Origin of the sequence: Sinomonas sp. B1-1 (assembly GCF_050474465.1) — a bacterium.
Taxonomy (GTDB): Bacteria; Actinomycetota; Actinomycetes; order Actinomycetales; family Micrococcaceae; genus Sinomonas; species Sinomonas flava.
Genome location: NZ_JBCHVF010000001.1, coordinates 657,492 through 672,604 on the forward strand (window position 1 = coordinate 657,492; position 15,113 = coordinate 672,604).

At 72.0% G+C, this 15,113-nt stretch carries 12 protein-coding genes and 3 tRNA genes; 3 read left to right on the top strand and 12 right to left on the bottom strand.

Features of this window, described 5'->3' with window-relative positions; translation table 11 throughout:
* Positions 1-45 precede the first annotated feature (45 nt).
* From murA to leuC, 3 genes are all read right to left on the bottom strand, one after another.
* Positions 46-1,371 carry a UDP-N-acetylglucosamine 1-carboxyvinyltransferase gene (murA, locus tag ACQ5BE_RS03095; RefSeq protein ID WP_430295427.1) on the bottom strand — a complete coding sequence of 442 codons (1,326 nt, stop codon included), beginning with the start codon at positions 1,369-1,371 and terminating at the stop codon, positions 46-48.
* A 137-nt stretch (positions 1,372-1,508) separates the two neighbouring features.
* Complete coding sequence (gene leuD / locus ACQ5BE_RS03100) at positions 1,509-2,108, bottom strand: 3-isopropylmalate dehydratase small subunit (RefSeq protein WP_413247949.1); 600 nt, start codon at positions 2,106-2,108, stop codon at positions 1,509-1,511.
* Between the two features lie 13 nt (positions 2,109-2,121).
* Complete coding sequence (gene leuC, locus ACQ5BE_RS03105) at positions 2,122-3,549, bottom strand: 3-isopropylmalate dehydratase large subunit (RefSeq protein ID WP_430295428.1); 1,428 nt, start codon at positions 3,547-3,549, stop codon at positions 2,122-2,124.
* A gap of 132 nt (positions 3,550-3,681) precedes the next feature.
* Here leuC and ACQ5BE_RS03110 point away from each other — a divergent pair, with 132 nt between their 5' ends.
* Positions 3,682-4,401 carry an IclR family transcriptional regulator gene (locus tag ACQ5BE_RS03110; protein ID WP_208709018.1) on the top strand — a complete coding sequence of 240 codons (720 nt, stop codon included), beginning with the start codon at positions 3,682-3,684 and terminating at the stop codon, positions 4,399-4,401.
* A 47-nt stretch (positions 4,402-4,448) separates the two neighbouring features.
* A complete protein-coding gene (locus ACQ5BE_RS03115) occupies positions 4,449-5,003 on the top strand; it encodes a DUF1697 domain-containing protein (RefSeq protein WP_430295429.1) in 555 nt (184 codons plus the stop codon).
* A gap of 12 nt (positions 5,004-5,015) precedes the next feature.
* Here the strand turns inward: ACQ5BE_RS03115 and ACQ5BE_RS03120 are convergent, their stop codons facing one another.
* The 5 genes from ACQ5BE_RS03120 to ACQ5BE_RS03140 form a co-directional block, all read right to left on the bottom strand.
* A complete protein-coding gene (locus ACQ5BE_RS03120) occupies positions 5,016-6,632 on the bottom strand; it encodes a GTPase (RefSeq protein ID WP_430295430.1) in 1,617 nt (538 codons plus the stop codon).
* Positions 6,629-8,392 carry a dynamin family protein gene (locus tag ACQ5BE_RS03125; protein ID WP_430295431.1) on the bottom strand — a complete coding sequence of 588 codons (1,764 nt, stop codon included), beginning with the start codon at positions 8,390-8,392 and terminating at the stop codon, positions 6,629-6,631. The genes ACQ5BE_RS03120 and ACQ5BE_RS03125 overlap by 4 nt, the downstream gene beginning before the upstream one ends.
* Positions 8,393-8,499: 107 nt before the next feature.
* Positions 8,500-8,572: transfer RNA gene (locus tag ACQ5BE_RS03130), tRNA-Glu, on the bottom strand.
* An 87-nt stretch (positions 8,573-8,659) separates the two neighbouring features.
* Positions 8,660-8,732, bottom strand: a tRNA-Glu gene (locus tag ACQ5BE_RS03135).
* A 49-nt stretch (positions 8,733-8,781) separates the two neighbouring features.
* Positions 8,782-8,853: transfer RNA gene (locus tag ACQ5BE_RS03140), tRNA-Gln, on the bottom strand.
* A gap of 308 nt (positions 8,854-9,161) precedes the next feature.
* On the opposite strand from ACQ5BE_RS03140, the gene ACQ5BE_RS03145 reads away from it, so the two are divergent.
* A complete protein-coding gene (locus ACQ5BE_RS03145; protein ID WP_430295432.1) occupies positions 9,162-10,724 on the top strand; it encodes a hypothetical protein in 1,563 nt (520 codons plus the stop codon).
* A 25-nt stretch (positions 10,725-10,749) separates the two neighbouring features.
* Here ACQ5BE_RS03145 and ACQ5BE_RS03150 read toward each other — a convergent pair whose 3' ends face one another.
* The 4 genes from ACQ5BE_RS03150 to ACQ5BE_RS03165 form a co-directional block, all read right to left on the bottom strand.
* Positions 10,750-11,559 carry an HAD family hydrolase gene (locus tag ACQ5BE_RS03150; protein WP_430295433.1) on the bottom strand — a complete coding sequence of 270 codons (810 nt, stop codon included), beginning with the start codon at positions 11,557-11,559 and terminating at the stop codon, positions 10,750-10,752.
* Entirely contained in the window at positions 11,552-13,075 is a 1,524-nt protein-coding gene (gltX, locus tag ACQ5BE_RS03155) for a glutamate--tRNA ligase (RefSeq protein WP_430295434.1), read from the bottom strand. The genes ACQ5BE_RS03150 and gltX overlap by 8 nt, the downstream gene beginning before the upstream one ends.
* Positions 13,076-13,125: 50 nt before the next feature.
* Positions 13,126-13,902 carry a fumarylacetoacetate hydrolase family protein gene (locus ACQ5BE_RS03160; RefSeq protein WP_430295435.1) on the bottom strand — a complete coding sequence of 259 codons (777 nt, stop codon included), beginning with the start codon at positions 13,900-13,902 and terminating at the stop codon, positions 13,126-13,128.
* 86 nt (positions 13,903-13,988) lie between these two features.
* The gene (locus tag ACQ5BE_RS03165; protein ID WP_430295436.1) at positions 13,989-15,059 is read right to left on the bottom strand and encodes a M14 family zinc carboxypeptidase; all 1,071 of its coding nucleotides are present in this window, start codon (positions 15,057-15,059) and stop codon (positions 13,989-13,991) included.
* Positions 15,060-15,113 lie beyond the last annotated feature (54 nt).

Consider the following 15,113-nt stretch of genomic DNA (forward strand, 5'->3'; position numbering starts at 1 on the left):
GCTCCCCCGCCGTCTCGCTCGTGCCCCCCTTCACGGGTCCTGCGCTCACCGGGCCTCCTCGAGGTCGAAGTCTGCGCCCAGCGCCGCGAGCTTGTCCGTGAAGTGCTCGTAGCCGCGCTTGATGACGTCGATGCCGGTCGCGCGGGAGACGCCCTCGGCGGCGAGAGCCGCGATGAGGTGGCTGAAGCCCCCGCGGAGGTCCGGGATGTCGAAGTCCGCCCCGTGCAGCCTGGTGGGGCCGGAGATCACGGCCGAGTGGAGGAAGTTGCGCTGGCCGAACCGGCACGGGACACTGCCGAGGCACTCGCGGTGGACCTGGATGGTGGCCCCCATGCGGCGCAGCGCCTCGGTGAAGCCGAACCGGTTCTCGTACACCGTCTCGTGGACGATCGAGACGCCCTCGGCCTGGGTGAGGGCGACGACGAGCGGCTGCTGCCAGTCGGTCATGAAGCCGGGGTGGACGTCGGTTTCGAGGACGAGCGGGGAGAGCTTTCCGCCGCGGTGGTAGAAGCGGATCCCGTCGTCCTCGATCGCCAGGCCGCCGCCGAGCTTCCGGAAGACGTTCAGGAACGTCATCATGTCCCGCTGGCTCGCGCCTTCGACGAAGATGTCGCCGCGGGTCGCGAGCGCCGCCGAGGCCCACGAGGCGGCCTCGTTGCGGTCCGGGAGGGCGCGGTGCCGGTACCCGCCGAGCTCGGGGACGCCCTCGATCCTGATCGTGCGGTCGGACTGGACGCTGATGAGCGCACCCATCTTCTGCAGCACGGCGATGAGGTCGATGACCTCGGGCTCGGTCGCCGCTCCGGAGAGCTCCGTGATCCCCTCGGCGCGGGTCGCGCTCAGGAGGACCTGCTCGGTTGCGCCGACGCTCGGGTACGGGAGGGAGATCTTCGCGCCGCGCAGGCCGCGCGGCGCGGAGATGCTGATCCCGCCGGGGCGCTTGTCCACGACGGCGCCGAACTGGCGCAGGACGTTCAGGTGGTAGTCGATGGGCCGGTCCCCAATGCGGCATCCGCCGAGGTCCGGGATGAAGGCCTCGCCGATCGCGTGGATGAGCGGCCCGCAGAGCAGGATCGGGATCCGCGAGTCGCCGGCGTGGGCGTCGATGTCCGCCACGTGGGCCGTCTTGGCATCCTTGGGGTCGAGCGTGAGGTCTCCGGAGACCTCGTCACGCTCCACCGACACGCCGTGCAGCTGCAGCAGGCTCGTGACGACCTCGACGTCCTTGATCTCCGGGACGTTCCGGAGCACGGACGGCTCGCTGCCCAGGAGGGCCGCGACCATGGCCTTGGGGACGAGGTTCTTCGCCCCGCGGACGGTGACCCTCCCCGAGAGGGGAACGCCGCCACGGATGGTCAGGACACTGCTCATCTGCACCTATTCCTCAATATGGCCCCCACAGCCTGCCTGCATCCCACGCCGGGCGGCGTCAGGACCCTGCTAAGCATAGAAGCTCGTGTCCGGCGAGGTGAAAACCGCCGGACACGAGCCTCAGATCAGCGCTCGGATCAGGTCCGGGCGGGCAGCGTGGTGGGCTTGAAGGACGGCCGGGAGGCCTCGTACGCGGCGATCTCGTCCGCATGCTGGAGCGTGAGGCCGATGTCGTCCAGGCCCTCGAGCAGGCGCCAGCGCGTGTAGTCGTCGATCTCGAACGGTGCGACGAGGTTCCCGCAGCTGACGGTCTTCGACGTCAGGTCGACCGTGATCTGGGTCCCCGGGTGGTTCTCGAGCTCCTTCCAGATGAGCTCGATGTCGTCCTGGGCCACGACCGCGGCCAGGAGCCCCTGCTTGCCGGAGTTGCCGCGGAAGATGTCGGCGAACCGGGAGGACAGGACGACGCGGAACCCGTAGTCCTTGAGCGCCCAGACCGCGTGCTCGCGGGACGACCCGGTCCCGAAGTCGGGGCCGGCCACGAGCACAGAGCCGGCATCGAAGGGGGCCTGGTTGAGGATGAAGGAGTCATCCTTGCGCCAGTTGGCGAACAGGGCGTCCTCGAATCCGGTGCGCGTGATGCGCTTGAGGAACACGGCCGGGATGATCTGGTCCGTGTCCACGTTGCTCTGCCGCAGCGGGACGCCGATGCCGGTGTGGGTGGTGAACTTCTCCATGGCGGGGTCCTTCCTAGACGGCGGTGGTGGCGGGGACGGCGGCGAGGTCCGACGGCGACGACAGGGTCCCGCGGACCGCGGTCGCCGCGGCGACCACGGGCGAGACGAGGTGCGTCCGGCCGCCCTTGCCCTGGCGGCCCTCGAAGTTGCGGTTCGACGTCGAGGCGCACCGCTCGCCCGGGGCCAGCTGGTCCGGGTTCATGCCGAGGCACATGGAGCACCCGGCGAAGCGCCATTCGGCGCCGAACTCGGTGAAGACCTTGTCCAGCCCCTCGGCCTCGGCTTCGAGGCGGACGCGGGCGGACCCGGGCACCACCATCATGCGCACGTTCGGATCCTTGGTCCGGCCGCGGACGATCTCCGCGGCCGCGCGCAGGTCCTCGAGGCGGGAGTTCGTGCAGGAGCCGAGGAAGACGGTGTCGACGCGGATGTCCTTCATCGGCGTGCCGGCGGCGAGGCCCATGTAGTCGAGGGCGCGGCGTGCGGCATCCTTGGCGTTCTCGTCGGCGAAGTCGTCCGGATTCGGCACTGCCTGGGAGAGCGACACGCCCTGGCCCGGGTTGGTGCCCCATGTGACGAACGGCTCGAGCTCGTCGGCGTCGAGGAACACCTCGGCGTCGAACACGGCGTCGTCGTCGGTGCGCAGCGTGTTCCAGTACTCGACCGCCGCGTCCCACTCTGCGCCCTGGGGTGCGTGGGGGCGGCCCCTCATGAACTCGTACGTGGTCTCGTCCGGGGCGACCATGCCGGCGCGGGCGCCCGCCTCGATCGACATGTTGCAGATGGTCATGCGCGCTTCCATGGAGAGCGCGCGGATCGCGGACCCGCGGTACTCGAGGACGTAGCCCTGCCCGCCGCCGGTGCCGATCTTCGCGATCACGGCAAGGATGATGTCCTTGCTGCTCACGCCCGGCCTGAGGGTGCCCTCGACCGTGACGGCCATCGTCTTGAACGGCTTGAGCGGCAGGGTCTGCGTTGCCATGACGTGCTCGACCTCGGAGGTGCCGATGCCCATGGCGAGAGCGCCGAAGGCGCCGTGGGTGGACGTATGGGAGTCGCCGCAGACGATCGTCAGGCCCGGCTGCGTCAGGCCGAGCTGCGGGCCCACGACGTGGACAATGCCCTGCTCCTTGTCGCCCAGGGAGTGGAGGCGCACGCCGAACTCCCTGCAGTTCGTCCGCAGCGTCTCGATCTGGGTCCGGCTCGTCGGGTCGGCGATCGGCTTGTCGATGTCGATCGTCGGGGTGTTGTGGTCCTCCGTGGCGATCGTGAGGTCAGGCCGGCGCAGCGGGCGTCCGGCGAGGCGGAGTCCCTCGAAGGCCTGCGGCGACGTGACCTCGTGGACGAGGTGGAGGTCGATGTAGAGGAGGTCGGGCTGGCCGTCCTCGCCCTTGCGCACCACGTGCGCGTCCCAGACCTTCTCGGCCAGCGTGCGTCCCACGGCCCAGCTCCCTTCGGCAGTCGCCCTCACGGCGGCCTGGAGGGCCGCCTGTCCTACAAGTGGACCAGCCCTCCGCATGGGGGGCCACTCCGCTGACTTGCATCTCAGATAATGAGACGCCAATATCAACTTATGGACAATTCTAGCGGTGTCGGAGTGATCGACAAGGCCGCGCTCGTTCTCGACGCCCTCGAGGCCGGACCGACGACCCTGGCCCAGCTCGTGGCCGCGACCGGCCTCGCGCGCCCCACGGTCCATCGGCTCGCGCTCGCACTGGTCCACCACCGCCTCGTGAGCCGCGACATCCAGGGTCGGTTCGTCCTCGGCTCCCGCCTCGTCGAGCTCGCCTCGGCGGCGGGCGAGGACAGGCTCATTGCGGCGGCCGGACCGATCCTCGTCCAGCTCCGGGACGCGACAGGCGAGAGCGCCCAGATCTTCCGCCGCCAGGGAGACTGGCGCGTGTGCGTGGCCTCGGCCGAGCGCCCGGTCGGCCTGCGGGACACCATCCCCGTCGGGACCCAGCTCAGCATGAAGGCCGGCTCGGCGGCGCAGGTCCTCGTCGCCTGGGAGGACCACGACCGGCTCCTCGAGGGCCTCAACCAGGCACGCTTCACCCCCACCGTCCTCGCGGGCGTACGACGGCGCGGCTGGGCCCAGTCGCTCGGCGAACGCGAGCCGGGGGTCGCCTCGGTCTCCGCACCGGTCCGCGGCCCCTCGGGACGGGTCATCGCGGCCGTGTCCATCTCCGGGCCCATCGAGCGCTTGACCCGCCAGCCGGGCCGCCAGCATGCTGAGGTGGTCTGCAACGCCGGACGCCTCCTGACCGAGGCCCTGCGAAAGGGCAACGACTGACCGCCCCCGAGCGCAGCGGACCTGCCGGCTCGAGCCAGAGGAGTGCCATGTCCGTCAGGAGCGAGTACGCCGTCTTCCTGCGGGGCGTGAACGTCGGGGGCATCACCGTCAAGATGGCGGCGCTGCGCGAGGCGCTCTCGGCGCTCCCCGTCGAGGGCGTCACCACCCTGCTCGCGAGCGGGAACGTGGTCCTCGCCACCGGCCTGGGCGCGATGGAGCTCAAGAGCCGCGTCGAGCAGGCGCTCAGGGACGCGTTCGGCTACGACGCGTGGGTCATCGTCCTGGACCGCGACGAAGTGCGGTCGCTCATCGACGCCTGCCCCTACCCGGCCGACGATGCCTCCACCCACTCCTACATCACGCTGTCCTCCGACCCGGCGGCACTCGACGAGCTGTGGGACGCGACGGCCGGGGACGGGACAGACGAGCGCACGCGGCTGTCTCCCCTCGCGACGGCGTGGCGCTGCCCGAAGGGCTCGACACTCGACTCGCCGATGTCCAAGGCCACCGCCAAGCCGAAGTTCAAGGCCACCACGACGACGCGGAACCTGCGCACGCTCCTCAAGGTCCAGGCCGCCTTCCCTCCGGAGCCCGCGGCCTGAGACGCCCCCTGGTCAGCCGAGGGCGTCCTCGAGCGCGGCGACGAACCCCGCGTGACGGCCGATCGCCTCACGCACCGGATCGACGACCTCTCGCTGCGCGACGCTCCGCACGGCCTCGGTGAGCCTGCGGCGGGCCTTCGCCGCGCGCCGTCGTGCGCTCAGCGCCGCGAACGGTGCGAGGAGCACGGACAGGGCGAGGCCCGTCACGATGCCCGCGACGATCAGCAGCGTCGGCACCGGCCACCCCTCCACGCGCGGGGTCTCCGGCACGGGCAGCTGGAGGAATCCGAGGCCCGCGAAGGCGCCCAGCCACACGAGGCCGCCCACCGCCGTGACGAGGGCGAGCCATTGCACAGCGTTCGCCAGGCCCCACCACCAGGCGCGGCGCCTGGCGCCGAGGTCGGTTCCTGCGACGGCGAGGTCGAGCGCGTCGGAGAGCCTGTCCCGGCCCTCCCGGGCCGCCGAGCGGATGAGCGCGCGCCACGGCCCCGGCGCCCCCTCGCTCGCGGCGTCGGCGAAACCCCGGACGGCGGCGTCCGTGCGGGCCCGTTCGGCCGGCGAGGGCGGGGGCAGCGACGTGCGGCTGGCGCTCGGCGTGCCTCCCGTCCGGGTCAGGCCGAGCCGTGCGAGCGGGTCCCGGCCGACCTTCCGTACCCACCGGATGAGGGGCCAGCCGGTGCGGGCGGCGGCTTCACGGCGGGTGTGGGCGCGCACGGCCTCGACGACGAGCGGAACGTTCGCGGCAGCGCCGAGCTGGTCCGCGAGGCGCCTCACGGACCCGGGGGATGCGCCGGCGGGCGTCCCGTCACCGGAGGCCGCCGCGAGCGTGCGCGCGGCGGCGGTGACCTCGGCCGCGAGCCGGGCGGCCGCAGCCTGGTTTCCGGCCGCCACGCGCCTGATCGCGCCCCGGACAGCGCCGACGCCGTGGCCCGTGAGGGCGGAGGCGGGAACGATGTCCACGCCCTCGAGCCCCTCCGCGTCGAGCAGCGAGCGGAGGGAGGCGAGCACGTCGGGGAGATCCTCGGCGCCGAGGCGGTCCGTCTGGTTCAGGACCGCGAGCGTGACTGCGTCGCGGCCCGCCAGCGGAGCGAGGAATCCCGCGTGCAGCGCGTCGTCGGCGTACTTCTGGGGGTCCAGGACCCACACGAGGACGTCGACCATGCCCACGAGCCGCTCGACCGTCTCGCGGTGCTCCCGGACCGTCGAGTCGAAGTCCGGCAGGTCGAGCAGGATGATCCCGCTCCGCTCGTCCGCGAAGCCCTCGACAGGAGGGGCGAGGTGACGGCGCGCCACGCCGAGCCAGTCGAGCAGCGGCCCGCTCCCCTCGGCGCCCCAGACCGCGGCGAGCGGCTCGTCGGTCGTGGGGCGGGTGACGGCCGCCGTCGCGATCCTCTCGCCGAGCACAGCGTTGAAGAGGGAGGACTTCCCGCTGCCGGTCGCCCCGAAGAATCCCACGACCGTGTGCTCGCGGGAGAGCGAGCGGCGCGACGCCGCCCGGTCCAGGACCCCGTAGACCGCGGAGAGGGCCTCGGCCGGGAGGACGCCCTCGGCGAGCTCGCGGGCTTCGTTGAGGGCCTCGAGCCGGTCGTCGAGGCGTGACGTGCGGCGCTGGCCGCGGTGGCGGCTCACGCGGCCCTTCCGAGACGGGCCAGCCCCGCCGCCGCAGACCGCAGGTCTCCGGCGGCGCCGGCGTCGCGCGCCGAGTCCAAGCGCGCATCGAATCGCTGGCGTTCCCCGGCGAGCAGCCGCTCGCAGCGCGCGGCCAGATCGGCGCGGGCCGCCTTGGCCAGGCGCCGGACGGTGTCCTCCCCGAACACGGCCTCGAGGACCTTCTGGCCCACGAGTGCCGTCCCAGCCGCGATCCCGCCCTCTGCCAGGGACAGTCCGCCGGTCATCGAGAACACGACGATCATGAGGGCCGCGCCCAGTCCGTTGATGCCGAACGACAGCCAGCGTGCCCGGCTCCGCTTCTGTGCGCCCTCGCGGCGGATGAGCTCGAGCAGCGCCCCCTGCCAGGCGCGGACCTCCCCCGCCGCACGGTCGGCGAAGCCGGGCGAGGCCGCCGAGAGGTCGTCGGGGCCGAGCAGGGCGCGGCCGGCCGGGTCGGAGCGCCAGCGCCGGTCCGTGTCCTCCGCGGCCGTGCCCGCCTCGTCGACGATGACCGCCAGCAGCCCGCTCTCGATGGCGGTCTCGACCCGGGCGACGGGCGCGGGCTCGCCGCGGAGGAACGCCCCGATCCTGTCCCGCGCCCGCCCGATCCCCTGCTCGATCCCACGCACAAGCTCTCCCGTTCCCACGAAGTCCTGCCACCGTGCCAGCACCTCGCCGCGCAGGAGCGCGCCGTCCTGCGTCGCCGAGGCGATGCGTGCGAGGGCCTGGCCGTAGGCGGACCCGGCGTCGGACGCGAGCTGCCGTGCGGCGTCGTCCTGAGCGTCGACGGCGGCTGCGACGGACTCCACCCGTGACGCGAGCGCCCGCACCGCGCCGTGCAGCGTGCGGCGGGCCACGGCGGAGCGCTGGGCCGCGTCTTCGGCGAGGCCCTCGAGCCAGGCCCTGATCGGCGCCGTGGCCCGGGTGGGCAGCATGCCGAGGCCGTCGAGGCGGGCTTCGGGCACGACGAAGAGGCGCGCGTCGCCGAGGCCCCGGCGTCCCAGCATGCCGAGAAGGTCGGAGGAAACCTCCTGCTCGGCCTCCGGAGGCACCCGATCGAGCACGACGGCGACGAGGATGTCCCGTTCGGCCGCCTCGGCAAGGATCCGCCAGGGCACGGCATCGGCGTACCGGTTCGCGGTCGTGACGAAGAGCCACAGGTCGGCGGCGGAGAGGAGCTGGCTGGCCAGGCGGCGGTTGTCGTCCGCGACGGAGTCGACGTCCGGCGCGTCGAGCAGCGCCAGGCCCTGCGGGACGGAGTCTTCGCCCAGCAGGACGATCGAGCCTGCATCCGCGGAGTCCGGCGAGGGCCCGGCGGCCCGCGCGGGCACGCCGGGCCCCGTCCGGCTTCCCCGGATGCGTGCGAGCCCGGGCAGGATGCGCGTGTCTTCGAACCAGTGCGCGTCCTCGGGGTGGTGCAGGAGCATCGGCCGGCGGGTGGTCGGGCGGACTGCGCCCACGCGGGTCACGGGGTGGCCCACGAGCGCGTTGACGAGCGTGGACTTGCCGGCGCCCGTCGAGCCGCCGACGACGGCAAGCAGCGGTGCGTCGAGGCTGCGGTAGCGCGGCACGATGTAGTCGTCGAGCTGGGCGACGGCTGCGGCGGCATCGGCGCGAGCGTCCGCGGCCCCGGCGATTGCGAGGGGGAGGCGGAGGGCCGCGAGGCGGTCTCTCACGTCCGCGAGGAGACCGAGCGCATCTGCGGGCGGAAGGCCTCCTGATGGGATCTGAGAGCTCACGCCCCCATCATGCCAGCACGCTCCCTCGCCGGCCCGGCGGCCGACACGCCGCGGAAGCAGCCGGGACAGCAGAAGGGCCCGGTCCGAGGACCGGGCCCTTCTCGAGGTGACCCCAGCGGGATTCGAACCCGCGTTACCGCCGTGAGAGGGCGGCGTACTAGGCCGCTATACGATGGGGCCTCGCCTTTTCTCCCTGAGGGAGGATTTCCGCCTTCCCGCAAGGGAGGGCAAGAAGAAGGAATTCGGGCATCCGCCTGAATTCCTCCGTGACCCCAGCGGGATTCGAACCCGCGTTACCGCCGTGAGAGGGCGGCGTACTAGGCCGCTATACGATGGGGCCGTGTACTTTACCTGACCGTCAGACCGCGATTTCCCGCGGTCATCAGGAGCTGGGATACCAGGACTCGAACCTAGAATGACGGTACCAGAAACCGTAGTGTTGCCAATTACACCATATCCCATTGTCTTCGGCGACTCCGGCCGGCCCGTGCGCTTTTCCGCGCCGTTCCGTTCCGTGCCCCTCAGCACGAGTAATTACTCTACCGGATGCTCCCGCCCTCTTCAAATCGACCCCGGCCGCGCCGAGCCCGCGCCGAGCCCGCGCCGAGTCCCCATCGCGGCGGCATCTCGATCGGGCCCGGACACCCCCTTGCGCGTGTGATCCCCGTCATGTTTAGACTCGGGAAGTTACTCGTTGGTAACTTCCCCACGGACTGCCCTCCCCCATAGCGGCAACGTTGCCGCGACACGTCGAGAGGATCCCTTGCCCATGCTCAGCACGCTCGTCCGACCGAAGCCTGCCGGTGCCCGCGCATCGGCCGCCACCCTCCCCCGCGGCCGCAGGATCGCCATTCTGATCCTCGCGTTCCTGCTCGTGGCCTTCCTCGTCTTCTACACCCTCCTGACGGCCCGGCTCGCCGACGGCGCCGCCCAGCTGCGGGACGGCGCAGCCCGCGCCAGTGACGGGGCCGCCCAGCTCGCAGACGGCTCCAGCAGAGCCGCGGCGGGATCCTCGAAGCTCGCCGACGGCGCCGGGAAGCTGGACGATGGCGCCCAGCAGGCGAAGACCGGGGCGGCTGCGCTCAGCGGCGGGGCAGTCCAGCTCCGCGACGGGATCCGCGAGAAGCTCGCCCCCGGCACCCAGCAGCTCGCCGACGGCGCCCAGCGGCTGCTCGCGGGGACCGGCAAGGTCGAAGCGGACGTGACGGCCAAGCTGGCCCCCGGCGTCTACAAGGTCGACGACGGAGCCCAGAAGCTCCGCGACGGAGCCTCGGCCCTCGCTGCCGCCCTCACCCCCACCGCGTCGGGCACCGCGCCGAACAACCTTGCCGACGGCGCCGGCCAGCTCGCCGCCGGGTCCGCCCAGCTCGCCAACGGCACAGCCCAGCTGGACGACGGCAGCGCGAAACTTGCCGACGGCGCCGCCAAGGTGGCTGCCGGGACCACGCAGCTCAAGGGCTACCCCGGCGCCAACGGCGACGCGGCCCAGGGCAGCGGCACGGCCGCGCTTGCCCAGGGCCTGCAGCAGCTCCTCGACGCGGCCAACGGCCCGCAGGGGCTCGTGCCGCTCGCCCTGCTGAAGGACAAGATCGCCGCCCTGGCCAGCGGTGCCGCACGCCTCGACGCAGGCGCCGGCCAACTGCAGGCCGGAGCGGGCCAGGTCAGCGCCGGTGCCGCCCAGCTGCACGACGGCGCGGACCGGCTCAACGCAGGGGCCGGGCAGCTGAGTGCCGGAGCCAGGCGGCTCTCGGACGGCTTCGTCATCCTCGACGGCAAGCTCAACGGCCGGGACCCGAGCGCTCCCGGGCTCGTCATGGGGACCGAGCTCCTCGCCTCGGGCACCTCCGCCATCGTGGTCGGAATGGACGGCGTGCCCGGCGACCCCGAGCACCCCGGACTCCTCAAGGCCGCGACCTCGCTGCGCGAGGGCAGCCAGACCCTCGCCACCGGCGCAGGGCAGCTCAACGACGGCGTCACGGGCGGAGCAGACCCGGCGAACAGCCTCCTCGGCGGAGCATCCAGGCTTGCCGACGGCGCCGGCCAGCTCGCCGACGGCAACACCGCGATCGCGACCGGCACCCATCAGGTGGCCTCGGGGGCGGACCAGCTCGCGGACGGGACGCAGCAGCTCGCCGACGGGTCCGGCCAGCTCGCCGACGGCAACCGGCGCCTCGCCGACGGGACGGTGCAGCTGCACGACGGCGTCGCGGGGGTCTCGCCGACGGGCGACGGCGCGCCGGCGGCGCTGGCGACCATCGGGGCGCTCGTCGTGCTCGGCGTCGCCGCGGCCCTGATCGGACGGCAGGCGCGGCGCAAGGCCGCGCTCGCCTGAGCTGCCGATCGCCGGGCGGTGCCTGTCAGGAGCGGATGAGCGCCGGGATCTCGGACAGGCTCGCCACCTGCACGGGCACCGCCGCCGCGGCCTCGGCGTCGAGGGTCGCCGACCGCCGGTTCAGCCAGATGCCGCGAAGCCCCGCTCCGGCGGCGCCGACCACATCATGGGCGGGATTGTCGCCCACGTAGACCGTCTCCTCGGCCGCGGTGCCGAGCCGCCGCAGCCCCTCGTGGAAGATCGCCGGGTCCGGCTTGGCCACCCCGACGGCGTCGATGCCCACGAGGATCCGGATCCGTTCCAGCCCGGCGGTGTCGAGCTTGGCCCGCTGGTAGTCGTGGACGTTGTTGCTCACCGCGCCGTAGGCGATGCCAGCGGCCTCGAGCGCGTCGAGGAACGGGTGGACGTCGTCGAACGCACGGACGTAGGCCGGCTGCGCGGTCTCGTAGGCCTCGAGCCAGGACGCGGCCTGGGCACCGGAGACGAACGCCGCGCCGAAGTGGGCAAGGCACCGTTCGGCGCGCAGGACCCGCTGCTGGGCGAACGTGATCTCACCGGCGATGTAGCGGTCGTAGATGTCATCCGAGCCGCGCGTGAAGATGCGGCAGAACGTGACCCACTCGTCCTCGCCGAGGCGGGGAAGGAGCGGCCCGCTGACCTCGCGCAGCGCGCGGTCCATGGCACCCTCGAGGTCCACGACCGTCTCGTCGATGTCCAGCAGGACGCCCCGCACCCGGGGCGTCTCCCCTGCGGCCGGCGGGTGCACGACGGCGGGTGCGTCCGCGCCGTCGTGCGTCGCCTCCACGGTGGTGCCGGGAGCCGCGGCCTCAGCCACGGAAGGCCTTGATGCGCGCGAGCGAGGACTCCTTGCCGAGGATGACCATCGACTCGAACAGCGGCGGCGAGATGCGCCGGCCGGAGACGGCGGTGCGGACCGGGCCGAAGGCCAGGCGCGGCTTGATCCCGAGTCCGTCCACGAGCGCGGCGCGGAGGGCGGACTGGATGGCCTCGGCGGTCCAGTCATCGAGCGGCTCGAGGGCGGCGAGGGCAGCGTCGAGCACCTCGGCGAGGTTCTCCGGCATGCCCTTGCGCGCGTCCTCGGCGATCTCGATGGCCGAGTCCTCGGCGAAGAGGAAGCCGAGCATCTCGGGGGCCTCGCCGAGGAGGGTGATGCGCTCCTGGACGAGCGGCGCGGCCTCGGTGAGGATCTCCTCCTGGCGCTCGGTCAGCGACTCCCCCACGATGCCCGCCGCACGCAGGTACGGCACGAGCCGGCCGCGGAAGTCTGCCGCCTCGAGCATGCGCACGTGCGTGCCGTTGATCGCCTCGGCCTTCTTGACGTCGAAGCGCGCCGGGTTGGGCAGCACATCGGCGATGTCGAAGTGCTCGGTCAGCTGGTCGACCGTGAAGATGTCCTCGTCCGCGGACAGTGACCAGCCCAGCAGCGCGAGGTAGTTCAGGAGGCCTTCGGGGATGAAGCCGCGGTCGCGGTGGTGGAACAGGTTGGACTGCGGATCCCGCTTGGAGAGCTTCTTGTTGCCCTCGCCCATGACGTACGGGAGGTGGCCGAACAGCGGCATGTAGCTCGCGACCCCGACGGCGTGCAGCGCGTAGTAGAGCGCGACCTGGCGCGGGGTCGAGGACAGGAGGTCCTCGCCGCGGAGCACGTGGGTGATGCCCATGAGCGCGTCGTCGACCGGGTTCACGAGTGTGTAGAGCGGCGAGCCGTCCGCGCGCACCACCACGAAGTCCGGGACAGAGCCCGCCCTGAACGTGATCTCGCCGCGGATGAGGTCGTTGAACACGACGTCCTCCGCCGGCATGCGGAAGCGCAGCACCGGCTCGCGGCCCTCGGCGCGGAACGCGGCCTTCTGCTCGTCGGTGAGGTCGCGGTCCGAGTTGTCGTAGCCGAGCTTGGGATCCCGGCCGGCCTCGCGGTGGCGCGCCTCGATCTCCTCGGGAGTGGAGAACGACTCGTAGAGGAAGCCCGCGTCCTTGAGCTTCGCGGCGACGTCCTTGTAGAGCCCGAGCCGGCGGGACTGGCGGTACGGCTCATGGGGTCCGCCGACGTCGATGCCCTCGTCCCAGGTGAGGCCGAGCCAGCGCAGGGCCTCGACGATCTGCTCGTAGCTCTCCTCCGTGTCGCGCTGCGCGTCCGTGTCCTCGATGCGGAACACGAACGTGCCGCCGGTGTGGCGCGCGTAGGCCCAGTTGAAGAGGGCCGTGCGCACCATGCCCACGTGCGGGGTGCCGGTCGGGGACGGGCAGAAGCGCACGCGCACGGGCGTGTCGGGCGTGACGGAGGGGATGGAGGCGGGGTCGAGCAGGGGCTCAGCGGGCGAGGAAGTCATAGTGCCCCCATTCTAGGGCGCCGCCCGCCGGCCTTCTGCGAGTGCGTGCCCTAGCGGCGCACGATCGGGTTCGAGAGCGCGCCGATGCCCTCGATCTCGACCTCGATGCGGTCTCCCTCGGACACGAGGCCGACGCCGGCGGGCGTGCCCGTCATGATGACGTCGCCGGGGAGGAGGGTGAAGGCAGACGACACCGCCGCGACGAGCTCGTTGACGCCGAAGACCATGTCCGCCGTCGTGCCGTCCTGCTTCGTCTCGCCGTTGACCCGTGTGGTGAGCCGGAGGTCCTCGACGTCCAGGTCCGTCTCGATCCACGGGCCGAGCGGCTTGGAGGTGTCGAAGGATTTCGCGCGCGCCCACTGCAGGTCGGTGCGCTGCTTGTCGCGGGCGGTGAAGTCGTTGCCGACCGTGTAGCCGAAGACCACGTCGCCGGCCTTCTCCGCGGGGACGTCCTTGCAGATCCGGCCGATCACGACGCAGAGCTCGCCCTCGAAGGAGACCTCCTCGCTCCACTCGGGCAGCACGACGGGGTCCCCCGGGCCGACCACGGCAGTGTTGGCGACGAGGAACATGGAGGGCTCGGTGGGCAGGTCGTTGCCCATCTCCTTGGCGTGGTCGGCGTAGTTCCGGCCGATCCCGACCACCTTGCTGCGGGGGATGATGGGGGCGAGGAGGCGGACGTCCTCGAGCGGGTGCGTGACCCCGGTGGGCTCGACGCCGGAGAAGAACGGGTCGCCCTTGATGGCGGCGACCGTCTCATGGCCGGGCTCTCCCTGGACCACTCCGTAGAAGGGTTCGGAATCGACAACACAACGGGCAATGCGCATGGCGTTCACCCTACCGCGGCCGCACGGCGCACGACGCCGCGGGCCCACCGAGGCGGGCACGCGGCGTCGTGCGTGTGGGCGCCGGACTACTCGTCGGCCTCCTCGCCGGGGCGGCTGGTCTGCTCGGGCAGCGTGTCCCAGAACGACGTGTCCGCCGTGGCGACCGACCCGTCCCCGACCGCTCGGGCCGTGGAGGTCAGCGTGAGCACGGTCTGCTGGATGAGGTAGCCGTTGCTCTTCTGCCCGAGGGCGTACGAGTCGATGTAGTGGTCGGACATGCCGCGCATCTCGAACAGGAGCGTGGAGATCCCGTACTGCGCCGCCGCCCCGTTGCGCCCGATCCGGTCCTCGGACCCGCCCACGTACTTGCCCAGGTTCCCCCAGCCCTTCGAGCTGATGGCGCCGTACACGACCGAGCCGAGCCGCTTGGACCGCTCGACGACGGCCGGGTCCACGCTCGGGGACGTCGGGTAGAGGATCGACCCGGAGACGAGCTTGCCGTCGATCTCGCTCTGGGTGCCCTGGTGGTGGAGGTCGATCATGTACTGGATCGGGTACTTGGACAGGACGTTCTCGTGCAGTGCCCTCGTCTCCGGCTGGGCCTTGGCCACGTGGTCGCGGTTGAGGTCCGTGCCGACGGCGTTGTACCGGGTGAGGTGCCGCCCGCCGTCGGCCACGTAGTCGGTGAGCGGGAAGTCCACGTCTCCCATCGCACCGTCCGCGTTGAGCATCGGCACGACGAGGATGTTCACCTTGTCCAGGATGCCCTTGGTGCTCGCCGTGCCGAGGCTCCTGATGAACGCGAGCGCGCCCTCCGTGGTGAGCTGCTCGTTGCCGTGCTGCTGGGTGAGGTACAGGATGGTCGGGTTGTCGGGGTTCGAGATGTACTTCACGAGGTGGATGTCCCGCCCCTTGACGGTCTGCCCGATGACCTCGAGCTCCATGGCAGGCTGCTTCGCGGCCTGCGCCTCAAGCTCGGCGACCATGGACTCATAGGTGTGCAGGATCGAGGTCTGGGTCGAGCCGTTCCCCGGGTTGGGCCCTTCTCCGACCGCAAAGGCGCCGGTCCCCGTGGCGCCGATGCTTCCGATCGCGAGGAGCCCTGCGAGGACTGCTGCGGAGAGCGTGCGTGTGGTGCGAGTGGTGTCCAGGTGCATGGTGCTGTGCTGCCTTCCTGGCGGCGTCGCTGCCGCCCATGGGGCATCCATCGG

Bases quoted from the DNA above. Each gene is read 5' to 3' on its own strand.
- murA (WP_430295427.1), bottom strand. From the start codon at position 1,371: ATGAGCAGTGTCCTGACCATCCGTGGCGGCGTTCCCCTCTCGGGGAGG.
- leuD (WP_413247949.1), bottom strand. From the start codon at position 2,108: ATGGAGAAGTTCACCACCCACACCGGCATCGGCGTCCCGCTGCGGCAG.
- ACQ5BE_RS03110 (WP_208709018.1), top strand. From the start codon at position 3,682: ATGGACAATTCTAGCGGTGTCGGAGTGATCGACAAGGCCGCGCTCGTT.
- ACQ5BE_RS03115 (WP_430295429.1), top strand. From the start codon at position 4,449: ATGTCCGTCAGGAGCGAGTACGCCGTCTTCCTGCGGGGCGTGAACGTC.
- ACQ5BE_RS03145 (WP_430295432.1), top strand. From the start codon at position 9,162: ATGCTCAGCACGCTCGTCCGACCGAAGCCTGCCGGTGCCCGCGCATCG.
- gltX (WP_430295434.1), bottom strand. From the start codon at position 13,075: ATGACTTCCTCGCCCGCTGAGCCCCTGCTCGACCCCGCCTCCATCCCC.
- ACQ5BE_RS03160 (WP_430295435.1), bottom strand. From the start codon at position 13,902: ATGCGCATTGCCCGTTGTGTTGTCGATTCCGAACCCTTCTACGGAGTG.
- ACQ5BE_RS03165 (WP_430295436.1), bottom strand. From the start codon at position 15,059: ATGCACCTGGACACCACTCGCACCACACGCACGCTCTCCGCAGCAGTC.